General features: G+C 32.2%; 11 protein-coding genes. 6 read left to right on the forward strand and 5 right to left on the reverse strand.

The features are described from left to right. Positions 1–357 precede the first annotated feature (357 nt). A complete protein-coding gene (gene apf / locus PTA89_RS07055) occupies positions 358–927 on the forward strand; it encodes an aggregation-promoting factor (protein WP_003705282.1) in 570 nt (189 codons plus the stop codon). A 170-nt stretch (positions 928–1,097) separates the two neighbouring features. Here the strand turns inward: apf and spxB are convergent, their stop codons facing one another. Further along, complete coding sequence (gene spxB, locus PTA89_RS07060; RefSeq protein ID WP_301206953.1) at positions 1,098–2,906, reverse strand: pyruvate oxidase; 1,809 nt, start codon at positions 2,904–2,906, stop codon at positions 1,098–1,100. Between the two features lie 116 nt (positions 2,907–3,022). After that, on the reverse strand, positions 3,023–3,586 hold the full coding sequence (locus tag PTA89_RS07065) for a M15 family metallopeptidase (protein WP_301206952.1): 564 nt from the start codon (positions 3,584–3,586) through the stop codon (positions 3,023–3,025). A 170-nt stretch (positions 3,587–3,756) separates the two neighbouring features. On the opposite strand from PTA89_RS07065, the gene PTA89_RS07070 reads away from it, so the two are divergent. From PTA89_RS07070 to PTA89_RS07085, 4 genes are all read left to right on the forward strand, one after another. Next, the gene (locus tag PTA89_RS07070; protein ID WP_034982621.1) at positions 3,757–4,263 is read left to right on the forward strand and encodes a TetR/AcrR family transcriptional regulator; all 507 of its coding nucleotides are present in this window, start codon (positions 3,757–3,759) and stop codon (positions 4,261–4,263) included. Between the two features lie 15 nt (positions 4,264–4,278). Further along, on the forward strand, positions 4,279–5,340 hold the full coding sequence (locus PTA89_RS07075; RefSeq protein WP_301206951.1) for an ABC transporter permease: 1,062 nt from the start codon (positions 4,279–4,281) through the stop codon (positions 5,338–5,340). 3 nt (positions 5,341–5,343) lie between these two features. Further along, the gene (locus PTA89_RS07080; protein WP_178846948.1) at positions 5,344–6,018 is read left to right on the forward strand and encodes an ABC transporter ATP-binding protein; all 675 of its coding nucleotides are present in this window, start codon (positions 5,344–5,346) and stop codon (positions 6,016–6,018) included. Positions 6,019–6,116: 98 nt separating this feature from the next. Continuing rightward, positions 6,117–6,875 carry an NADPH-dependent oxidoreductase gene (locus tag PTA89_RS07085; protein WP_095761431.1) on the forward strand — a complete coding sequence of 253 codons (759 nt, stop codon included), beginning with the start codon at positions 6,117–6,119 and terminating at the stop codon, positions 6,873–6,875. Positions 6,876–6,930: 55 nt separating this feature from the next. Here the strand turns inward: PTA89_RS07085 and helD are convergent, their stop codons facing one another. Next, positions 6,931–9,222, reverse strand: coding sequence for an RNA polymerase recycling motor HelD (gene helD, locus PTA89_RS07090; RefSeq protein WP_324177110.1), 2,292 nt, complete (start codon positions 9,220–9,222; stop codon positions 6,931–6,933). 284 nt (positions 9,223–9,506) lie between these two features. On the opposite strand from helD, the gene PTA89_RS07095 reads away from it, so the two are divergent. Next, positions 9,507–11,363: a monovalent cation:proton antiporter family protein gene (locus PTA89_RS07095; protein WP_178846943.1), complete on the forward strand. Its 1,857-nt coding sequence runs from the start codon at positions 9,507–9,509 to the stop codon at positions 11,361–11,363. A 100-nt stretch (positions 11,364–11,463) separates the two neighbouring features. Here the strand turns inward: PTA89_RS07095 and PTA89_RS07100 are convergent, their stop codons facing one another. Both PTA89_RS07100 and rpsI read right to left on the reverse strand, forming a co-directional pair. Further along, a complete protein-coding gene (locus PTA89_RS07100) occupies positions 11,464–12,057 on the reverse strand; it encodes an alpha/beta hydrolase (RefSeq protein ID WP_201896993.1) in 594 nt (197 codons plus the stop codon). Between the two features lie 129 nt (positions 12,058–12,186). After that, positions 12,187–12,579: a 30S ribosomal protein S9 gene (rpsI, locus tag PTA89_RS07105; protein WP_003701345.1), complete on the reverse strand. Its 393-nt coding sequence runs from the start codon at positions 12,577–12,579 to the stop codon at positions 12,187–12,189. Between the last annotated feature and the right edge of the window lie 5 nt (positions 12,580–12,584).

The raw sequence follows: 12,584 nt of genomic DNA on the forward strand, positions 1-12,584 counted from the left end.
GTAACAACTTCTTATACTAAGTAATATCTTCGTAAAATAACCAAAGTTTTATCAATATTTCGATTTTTATGAATAATTTCTGGATATTTTTTACTTTTTTTGTTACATTTTTCAGTACTTTATATTTTTTTGTAATTCCCATTATATCAACATTTAGATCATTAAATAGTCTAAAATATTACAAAATATTACATAATCATCGAAAAAAGTAATTTATATGCTATATGCCTGTTATATTATTTTTTTATACTTATAAGCGTTGATACATAGGAGAACTTATTCAAATTATTAAGCTATGTATATTATTCTAAGATTTAGATTTTAAATAAGAATTTTTTACAGGAGTGAATATTTTATATGAAAAAAACAGCAGTTATCGCATCAGCCGCAGCATTAACAGGTGTCTTTGCTTCCACAGCAGTTGCAAACGCAGATACAGTTACAGTTAAATCAGGTGATACAGTTTCAAAACTTGCTAAAGATTACAATACAACTGTTGACGCTATTGTTAACACAAACAAATTATCAAATGCTAACTTAATCTTCGTTGGTCAAAAACTTGAAATTGGTGAAGCTACTCAAGCAGATAACAACCAACAAGCAGCTCAAGATCAACAAAGTCAACAAGTTGCTCCAGCTGCAAGTTCACAACAAGCTACTACAAACTACAATACAACTTCTAATTACACATCCAATGTTTCTGGTAACGAACAAGCTGCTAAGGAATGGATTGCTGCTCGTGAATCTGGTGGCAATTATGGCGCTCGTAATGGTCAATACATTGGTAGATATCAATTATCTGCTTCTTACTTAGGTGGAGATTACTCCCCTGCTAACCAAGAACGTGTTGCAGATCAATACGTAGCTAGTCGTTATGGTTCTTGGTCAGCTGCTCAATCTCACTGGTTATCTAACGGCTGGTACTAAGATTTAGCCACAATTACTATATTGAAATTAATTTTTAAGTCTCAATCCTCTTAGATTGGGACTTTTTATTTTGCCAAAAATCAGCATAATAAAAAGGCATCAACATTTATTCCAATGTCGACGCCTAAGGAGATTCTTATAATAAATTTAGATTGGCTAATTGATTTTAATTAAACTTCTACGCCATATTCTTCAAAATATGCAGTTAAAGGTTTTAATTCAGCACCATCATAACTTGCGAAGAAATCTTCTACTGTCTTTTCAGCATGTGTTGCTTGATAAGCAGCAGAAATTGTTTCAACAAATTTACCATCTTCAACATGTAATTCTAGTTCTTCTACCGGAATTCCACGCTTATCAGTAATCTTAGCATCAATTAATACTGGACGACCAGCCTTTGTAGTAGCTAATGCTTCGTCAAATGCTGCAGGAAGTTCTTCAAGAGTCTTCACTGTAATTCCCTTTACTCCCATTCCTTCTGCAATTTTAGCATAGTCAGCATCTACTAAATCAATACCAGAATGATTCATTTCAAAAATATCATCTTGTTCTGATTTAATAAAGTTTAGTGTTTGGTTAGAAGTTACAATGTTGATCACTGGCAAATTGTATTTAACTTCAGTCAATAAGTCTTGCATAACCATTGAGAAAGCTCCGTCACCAGAAATATTGAATACTTGGCGATCTGGATAAGCTAATTGACCAGCAATAGCTGCAGGTACTCCGTATCCCATAGTTGCAAATAATGCAGAAATTGTCCACTTTTTATCGCCTTTAAAGTCTAAGAAACGGAAACTATTGATAATATTATCACCTGTATCAATGCCAAAAACAGCATTTTCTTCAGCAATTCGATTAATTTCACGGTACACTTGTTCAAATGAAAGTGGACCTTCTTCTTTATACATTAACTTGTTAAGATATTCTTTCCAATCTTTCATAGCTGCAACACTTGCTTTAAAGAATGCACTTTCTGGAGCAGTTTCACTTCTTTCTAAAGCTTTTGCCAAGAATTCTCCTGAATCTGACCAAATTCCTAGATCTAAGAAATGATGTCTACCAAAATGGGATCTGTCATTATCAATTTGTACAAACTTAAAGTCATGTGTACGATATACCAAGTTAGCAAATGGGAAATCTGCACCTAAAGCAATTACTAAATCTGCTGTTGCAAATGCTTCATCTGCAGCTTTAGAAGCAGCACGGTTTAATGTACCTAAATTACCTTCATAGTCATCAGGAACAGAACCTTTTGCTAAACCTGTAATTGTTACCGGAATTTGTAATTTTCTAGATAACTCTATTAACTTATCAGCATTTTCTTTAATACCTGAACCCACATGGAAAATAGGACGTTTAGCATTCTTAACTAATTCTAAGAACTTGTCAACTTCTTCATCTGTTGGTGCTGGTTTAGGTTCAGCTTTATCTAGAATTGTAGTAGATGCATAGTCTACATCTGGAATTTCTACATATCCAAAATCGTTAGGAATTACAACTACTGCTACACCTTTATTCTTATAAGCTTCACGAATTGCTTTATCAACAACATAAGGTAAACTTTCCGGTGTCATTACAATACGATCATATACTGCTACATCTTGGAACATTGGAACTTCAGGAAATTCTTGGAAATAATCATAGTTCATATTAGTATGAGGAACTTGTCCTACTAATGCTAAAACAGGTGCATGATCTTCCTTAGCATCATAAAGTCCATTTAATAAATTAACTGCACCAGGTCCAGCAGAACCAAAAGTTACACCTATTTGTCCTGTTAATTTTGCGTGAGCAGCTGCAGCTAAAGCACCTACTTGTTCATGTCTAACTTGAACATAATTGATATTTTCTTTTTCAATATCTAGCGCTTTCATTGTTGAGTTAAAAGAACCTCCTGGATAACCATAAATATCCTTAACTCCCCATGCTTCTAAAACTTTTAACATAGCAACACTTGCTGCAATTTTCTTTTCAGTCATAAATAGAACCTCCATAAAACAAATCTAAATTATACATTGCAAACGTTTTCTTTTCGATTACGTTTTATAGTGTACTACTTACTTACTTTTAGTTCAAGTGTTTTGTGCAACTTTTTTTATTTTATTTTATATTCATTAGGATCAGCATCTAAAGGTTCATATTCATCCATTTGACTATCGCGGTAATCCCACCATTCATTTTCATATCCTACAAATCCTGCTTCAAGCATCGCATCATTTAGGATCTTATAATTTTTCTCTTGTTCAGGGGTTCTTGGTGCTTTTCTAGCAGCCATTTCAGAGAAATCATCAAATCCAGTTTGCATCTCTACTTCATTTCCTAAATTATTAGTTAAAGTTAAGTCAAATGTAACACCTTTTTGATGGCTGAAATTTGGATTAGGTTCAGCCACAAACTTAGGATCAGGATAAACTTCAAATAATTTTTTCTGAGATTTTACAGGACGATAAGCATCCCATACTTTCAATCTATATCCTTGTTTCTTTACAATTGCACTTGCTTCAGCTAGTTTGTATACGGTTCCAGTTCTAGCTATAGCAGTAGTAAAATCATAAATTACTTTGCCTGTAAAATTATCTTCTGTCGCATATTTTAGATCAACAATAATATCTGGATCTAATTTCTGAATATTAGTAAATCCTGTTAATTTTTTATCCATCTAAATCACCTCTGTCTTAAATTATAACTTATAGATCTATTATTTTCTCTTCCTACTTTTTAACTTATAAATCATTTTAAAGTTGACACCGTGTCACTTTTGGTATATGATACTTTTTGTAAAGTTGACACCGTGTCACTAATTAATTTAAATCAAAGGAATGATAATTTATGCCTTCATCCACATTTGAACATTTATCTGAAAAAAAGAAAAACACAATTATTCTTGCCTTACTCCATGAATTTTCAAAAGTATCTTTGAGCAAAGCTCAGGTTGCACCAATTGTTAAAGAAGCTGAGATCGCACGTGGTGCCTTTTATAAATATTTTTCTGATTTAACTGATGCATATATTTTTCTTTATAAGTTAGCAATGAAAGATATTCATACTCCTTTTATTTCTAAGAGTGATCAAACAGCCGATGCTTACGTTCAGCAAACTCGTGATTTTTTGACCAATACTCAAAAAAGTAAATATTATGACTTAATAAGGATGCATATCTTACATAACGAACATCATATTCCTGCCAAACCAATGTCTCCTGACGTTTCCCCTTTAGTTTGGGCAGTTGCTGAGTTATGTCATGCAACAATTAGAGAAAGTATGAGTTCTCCTGATAAACAAGATAAATATCTGGAACAACTTTACGTAGTTTTGACAAAGCTTTTGGAAAATTGAAAGGAATGATATTGTATGTTTCTCGCTTTAAAAGAAATCAAACATGAAAAGTTACGTTATGGTTTAATCATTGCCATGATCGCCCTGATTAGTTATTTAATCTTTATCCTAACAAGTCTTGCATTAGGTCTTGCTCAAGAAAATACTGCTGCTATTGATAGTTGGAAAATAAAGAGTGTTGTCCTTAATAAAGATTCTGATACTAATTTACGTCAATCGTTATTAACTACCGAACAAGTAAATAAACTGACAAAGAACAAAAATAATGCTGTTATTGCTGAGGCTACAGTTGTTGCTAAAGCTACTGATAAAGAAAAGCAATCTGCTTCTTTTATCGGACTAGAGAAGGAACAATTTATTAATCGTGACTTAAAAATAAGTAGTGGTAGAAAATTTACTAATAATCATGAAGTTGTGGTTGACGATTCTTTTAAACAAAAAGGATATAAATTAGGAGATTATCTAACCTTAAATTCAGATAGTACTAAATATAAAATTGTTGGATTCACTCATAATGCTAAAATTAATATTTCACCTATTATTTATGGAACTACTACAACATGGCAAAATTTGCGTGGTATGGGATCTAATTTCGGTGGAAGTGCTATTGTTTCTAAAAAAAATTCAATCAAAAATACTGATACTTCGTTAAAACTTTATACAGTTGAAGATGTTATTAATAAGTTACCAGGATATTCTGCTCAGAATTCAACTTTTATCTTTATGATTGGATTTTTGATGATTATTTCCTTAATTATCATTGCGGTATTCCTTTATATAATCACGATTCAAAAAATTGGCAACTATGCTGTTCTCAGAGCTCAAGGTAGTCCTGCTAAACTTCTAGTTAATGCTACTTTTTATCAGTCACTAATACTAACTATTATCGGTCTTGGAATTAGTATCTTTTTAACTATCGGAACGTCATTTTTAATTCCAAATACTGTTCCTATGTCCTTTAACCTAACTTTTATGTTTGTCGTCTCGTTAGGATTAATTTTAATGGCAATTCTTGGTTCACTAATTCCTATCAGAATTGTTCTTAAAGTAGATCCTGTTTCTGTTATTGGAGGATAAAAAATGTCTGTTATTGAATTAAAAAATATTAATAAGTATTTCGGTAAAGATACTGCTCAGGTACATGTCCTACGTGATTTAAATTTTACTGCTGAAAAAGGAAAACTCATTTTAATCCTAGGTCCATCTGGTTCTGGCAAAAGTACCTTTTTAACGATTGCTGGTGGGCTTCAATCTGCAGATTCTGGACAAGTAATGATTAATGATAAAGATATTAGTGCTTTTTCTGCTAAAGAACGTGACAATTTACGATTAAATCAAATTGGCTTTATTTTACAAGCTTATAACTTAGTTCCTTACTTAACTGTCGCTGAACAATTTACTTTAGTTGATAAGATTAAAAAAGTAAATAATCTTTCTAAGGAGGCATTGAATCAATTATTAATTAAACTAGGTATCGATAATTTGATTAATAAATATCCAGATCAACTATCTGGTGGTCAAAAACAAAGAGTGGCTATTGCTCGAGCCTTATATACCAACCCTGAAATTATCTTAGCTGATGAACCAACAGCTGCTTTAGATAGTGTAAAAGTTAAAGAAGTTGGTAGTTTACTGGCCAATCTAGCCCATGACCAGAATAAAGCAATTCTTGTCGTCACACATGATATTAGATTAGAAAAATTTGCCGATGAAATTTACCAATTAGATGATGGAAATTTAATAAGATCTAAATAATATAATATTAGGCGCAACAATTCATTTCATTTGTTGCGTTTCTTTTTGTGGTGCTATACTTAAATGTATATTTTATCTAGAGAGATAGGAGATCCGTAATGAATTTAAATGATACTATTAAAACGCAACTTAATCATCGCTCTATTAGACATTTCAAGAATCAACAACTTGATAAAGAAACCTTAAATACTCTTTATGAAGTTGCAAATCATACTGCAAGTAGCCAGTTTCTTCAACAATTCTCTATTATTCATGTTACAGACAAGAACAAACGCACTAAGTTAGCCGAAATTTGTAACCAACCACCAGTATCTGAAAATGGTGAACTTTTTATCTTCTTAATCGATCTACATCGCAATGTAAAATTGCGCCAAGAAGCTAACCTTGATGATGGTCGCTTGCATACAATGGATTTGTACCTTCAAGGCTTATCTGATGCTACTTTAGCTGTTCAAAACATGTACCTTGCAGCTGAAAGTTTAGGCCTAGGAGGCGTAATTCTAGGTAGCATTCGCAATGATATTCGTGCTGTTAATGAATTATTCAATCTCCCTGATATGGTAATTCCTGCCTTAGGTTTGCAAATAGGTATCCCTGATGAAGAAATTCAGCAAAAGCCTCGTTTACCATTATCATTCAAAGTCTTTGAAAATGAATATCAGGATAATCTGTCTACACAAGACTATGAAGATTACGATAAAGAAGTTGAACATTACTATTTAAGTCGCACCTCTAACCCACGTAAAGAGAATTTCACTCAACAAATTATTGGCAAAAATAGCAATCTTAATCGAAAAGTTACCAAACGTGATGAAGTTCTCGAATTAACACATTCTAAAGGTATGCTTTGGAATTAAAAAATTCCTGAGACCTGATTGGCTTACATTTCCAATCAAGTACTCAGGAATTTTTTTATAACATTTCATACAATTCTGGATTTACCCTGTCCATTAATGGTGTTAATTCTTTAACAGCGAATATATCTAATCTATGCATCGCTCTAGAACAAATTGTATAAACTAATTGTCTTTCACTTTCATCATGATAATTATTTCTATTAGCATTCCACATTATTACAGCATCAAATTCTAGTCCTTTTGCTAAAAAGGCTGGCACCACAATTGTTCCTGGAACTAAGCGTTGGTTTTCAGTCTTAATTAAAGTAACTTGAGCACCCTTTTGCTTCAATTCCTCTGTCAATTTCTCACATTCAGCTAATGTTTTGCCAATAATTGCAGTAGTCATCTTTTCTGCATCATTTCTGTGCAATTGCATAACTACATCATTAACTAATTTTTCTTCATCGCTATCAATTGTAATAGTTGGCAATGGTCCTTTGCGAGCAAAAGATGTAACCTTTTCTCCATTTACTAATACTTCTTTTGTAAAGTCTGTTATTTGTTGAGTTGAACGATATGATTGCGTCAATTGAATAACTTTTGTTTTATCTTTGTCAAACATTGTTCCTAGCTCATCCAACAGTGTATGACTGTTTTCTTTCGTGAAAATAGCCTGATTTAAATCACCTAACATTGTAAATTTAGCACGTGGAAAACCAAATTTTAAATATGCTAATTGATATGCTGTATAATCTTGAATTTCATCAATAAATACATGCTTAATATCTACTTCGCCACGTTTTCCCGTAATCAAATCATACAAATACAGGTAAATAGTTACATCAGCTATTGTTAATTTATGATTTTTCAAACGACTGATTGTCATATCGACACCATCGTTCCACTGTTCTAAAGTTAAATCAAATTTTGCTAAATCAACTAGTTCTGGAATATTACGCATGAAATGAACAAACTGTTTATTAATACTTAAAAAGCGATTACGTACAATAGCTCTTTGAACTGGACGTAATTGTTTCATAACGTAACTGCGGGCTAAGAATTTTAGCTCTTGATCACCATTAACAAAATTACGTGGCTCATCACCATATAATTCATTGAGCTCTTCTCTACTTAAATCTTGTATTTGTTTTTGAACACTATCTTGCTTAGCAAGTTCTCCTACCTTACTATTCAGAATTTTAATAAGTTTTTCTTTAGTAGCAGACAAACGATTACGTAGATTGTAATTACTATTAAAACTATAGTAAATTTTCTTTATATCCTTTTTAGAGAAGAAGATTTCTCCATTATATTTTATATCTCTAAATCTCATTCCAGCAGTATTTAAATAATCACTATAATTAGTTGTCGCATTAAACATTGTTAAGCTACTTTTTAAAGCTGAAATTTTTCTTCTTAATGGCTGATTATCTTCATCAAATCTTTCTTGTAATGTCTCTACATGTATCTTAGGTAGACGACGTTGTGAATATTGATAGTAAGTCATTTGAACCATATTTTGTTCCCCTAATTCTGGTAGAACTTGATCAATATAGTCATTAAATAACTGGTTTGGTGAAAATAATACCACTTGACTCGAGCTCAAATTTCCACGATAACGATACAATAGATATGCTACTCTTTGTAATACAGCAGATGTTTTACCTGAACCTGCAGCACCTTGAACAAATAGCAAGTCAGACTTAGTATCTCTGATAATCTTATTTTGTTCTTTTTGAATCGTAGTAACAATGCTCTTCATCTTAATGTCAGAAGATTCGTCTAGAACTTCCAATAACATTTGATCCCCAACAGTTTCATCAGTGTCAAATAAAGTTATGATCTTGCCATCTTCTACCATAAACTGTCTTTTTAGAGTTAATACTGCTGTTTGTGGGCCATCAGGTGTATCATATGTTACTTCTCCTAATTTACCATCATAGTAAATACTAGAAATTGGAGCACGCCAATCATAAATCATAAAATGGTCTGGGGTATCCGCAAACGAACCTAATCCTATATAAATAGATTCCTGCTTACCATCATTCTCAGTGAAATCTATTCTAGCAAAGTACGGCTTTTTCTCTAACTTTTCAAGAACTTCTAATCTCTGTGTTGCATGTTGCCAACTATTTTCGCGTTCTTGCAAAAGTTGTTGCTGTTGTCTTACAGTTAGACCAGTTTCCATAATTCCAGCATAGGAGCCTGTTTTAATTCTGACATTATTTTTAAAATCATCCATAATGTCTTTTCTATCTTGTTCAACCTTATTAATCTCAGATTGATGTCTCTTTTCAGCTTGCTTTATTTTAGCAACAACATCATCCATATGTTTTTGTTCTAATTCTTTTTCAGTAAGAGCCATTTTTAACAACCCCTTTCAAATTATCAAAAAACTCGTCATACTATTGTATCATTTTTAACTGTTTATAACAAATTTCAAATATTTTTTATAACTATTATCCTTTATTTAATTTATAAAAAAGTAAAAATCATTTAATTTAACCTACAAATAAATCACTCGAGCCTGTATAATAATGTATTGTAATAATACGAATACAGTGTTGAAGGCTAGGATGAATAATTTAATTCATTCTAGCCTTTATGTTATACTTGTATAGAAAAAATTTAAGATTAGAAGGTATTACTATGTCAGTTTCATTTTTAATTGTTACACTGGCAGCTTTTATCACACCTATGGTTTTAGCAAGATTCAAAGTATCTTTTCTTCCTACTTCAGTTGCTGAAATTATTATAGGTATTATTATTGGTAAAAGTTGTTTCAATTTAATTCATGCTGATACGCTCTTGAGTTGGTGTTCAACTTTCGGGGTTATACTATTAATGTTTTTAAGTGGTATGGAAATTGATTTTAGCTTATTTAAGAAGAATTCACATACCTTATCCCCATTAGAAGCAAAAATGGCAGCTAATGAACCTAAAACTTCACCTGTTAGAGCTGCAACTTATGCGTATGCTTTTTCTTTAGTCGCATCGCTAATTTTAGCTTTGCTATTTAAAGTTACAGGCTTATTCTCAGATGTTGGTTTAGCTACTATTTTATTTAGTACTGTTTCTTTAGGAATTATGACTTCATTATTGAAAGAAAATGAGTTACTAAGCCGTCCATTCGGTCAAACTATTCTTTTATTCTCTGTATTAGGTGAAGTTATTCCTATGATTGCTTTAACTGCTTACTCCTCTCTCTATGCAGGAAAAGGTGCAAGTTTGTGGTTGATTACATTGCTATTCATAGCTGCAGCGTTCTTATTCAATCGTTTCAGACACTTCTTCTCATTCTTTGATAAAATCAATAAAGCAACTACACAAATTGATATGCGTCTTGCTTTCTTTGTTATCATTGCTTTAGTTTTAGTAGCTGAGACAGTTGGAGCTGAAAATATTCTTGGTGCTTTCGTTGCCGGAATTGTTTTGAAATTATTAGAACCTGCGGAAGAAACAGAACATCGCCTTGATGCAATTGGATATGGTTTCTTTACTCCTTTCTTCTTTATTTTAACAGGGGTAAATTTAGATATTCCATCATTGATGCGTTCGCCTAAAACATTATTATTAATTCCTTTATTCTTTGTAGCCTTTATCCTCGCAAAACTTCCAGGATATTTTGGTTTCCAAAGACGTTTTAGTAAAAAGAACTCCTTTGTTGGTGCTGTTGCAACAAGTACTACTATCACATTAGTAGTAACAACCTTAAAGATTGCTGAACACTTACATGCTATAACTCCACAACAATCTGGTGCTTTTTTACTTGCTGGAATTCTTACTTGTATCGTAGGACCTGTTTTCTTTAATAAACAATATAAACCTGAGCCAGAAGATCAAAAGCAAACTTCATTGCATATTATTGGTGTAAATTTAGTTACAGTATCTGCTGCTCAACAGCTTTCTAAAGGAATGTATGATGTTCAAATGTATACAGATAATTCTAAGAACTTTACAACCTACAATTCTCAAGCTAATGTACACTTCTTAGATTCTTTAGATCCTGATGAGTTAATTGCTAATCATATTTTTGATACTGATATTCTCGTTTTAGGATATTCTGATTATAATGTTAATTATAAATTATCTCTTGCAGCTAAAAAGTATGGTGTAAATCGTGTCATTGTTCGTTTTGAAAATCGTAATCCACTTAATGATATGGAAGATGAACTTAAAAAGGCTGGTATTGAATACTTCAGTTATTTCGATATCAATGTAGGTATGATGCGTTCAATGATTGATAGTCCGTCTATGCTACAAATTCTTACAAGTTCTGAATCCCGTTTATATGAAGTAGTAGTTAATGATTCAATTTTTGTTGGAGTTGAAGTTAAAGACTTACCACACATTGATAAGATTACAATCAGTAGAATTTATCGTAATGGACATGCTATTGCACCTCATGGTTATACGCAATTACAATTAGGTGATCATATTATCTTCTCTGCTAGTGCTGAAGAAAGTGCTTATTTCAGACGTAAACTTCAAAGAAGAAATGAATAGTTGTTTAAAAGGACTATGCTCAATGCGTAGTCCTTTTTTCATTCTCAACATATATATTACTATCTTTTATCTAAATTATTAATCATCACTACTAACAACTTTAATCTTCTAATACAAATTGCATCACTAATTTTTTAAAAGTATCTAGTTTCCCTTTAAAATTATGATCTGCCTTAGAAATAATTTGACTACTATAATCTGTTTCTAGTACTTCCAATCTCTCAATAAGATCTGAATAATCAACACTAGGATCATATTGACCAAAAACCACTTGTACTTTTGCTCCACTAAAGTTAATTATCCCCTTTTTAGTTTTATGCCAATTAATTGCCAGTGGTGGATTAATTGCTAAAATTCGGCTAACTTTAGTATTTAAATATCCTTGTTGCAATACTAATAATCCACCTCGCGAAATTCCAATTAATATAATTTCTTTAACATCTATTAAGTATGTTGAAGCTTTTTCCAACTCTTCTTGTAAATTTAGTGGAGAACCAACTGGATTAGCTGAAACAACCACGGCATATCCTCTTTCATTCTGAATTTTACTTGCTAATTCTAAATACTTATTTTTATACCCATAAATTGAACTAGCAGCACCAGTTTTAATAAAAACTAACTTAGACTTTCCAAGCATTAAACCATATTGCTGATCAACTTTATCATACTTCATTTTAGTATTTCTTTCCGACATTATCTGCTCCCTATAAAGTTCTAATTTAAAATTTCAATCCCACAGTTAATTCAATTTTACTATCATATTAATGCATAACAAAAAGCACATCCCAACAAGAGATGTGCTTTTCCGATAATATGGTATATATTAACGTTTTGAGAATTGTGAAGCTTTACGAGCTTTCTTAAGACCTGGTTTCTTACGTTCTTTCATACGAGCGTCACGTGTTAATAAACCAGCTGACTTCAATACTCCACGGAAATCTGGATCTACTTCAAGTAAAGCACGTGCAATTCCATGACGAGTTGCACCAGCTTGACCAGAGAATCCACCACCATTTACGTTAACAAAAACGTCGTATTGACCTTTTGTTTCTGTAACGCCAAATGGTTGTACCATATCTTCGCGAATGTTTGCGAATGGAATGTATTCTTCTGCAGGTTTTCCGTTCATTGTGATCTTACCTGTACCTGGTACTAAGCGAACACGAGCAACGGAGTTCTTACGACGGCCTGTGCCTTGATATTGTACTTGAGCCACTTTCT

The organism is Ligilactobacillus salivarius (genome assembly GCF_035231985.1).
GTDB lineage: Bacteria > Bacillota > Bacilli > Lactobacillales > Lactobacillaceae > Ligilactobacillus > Ligilactobacillus salivarius.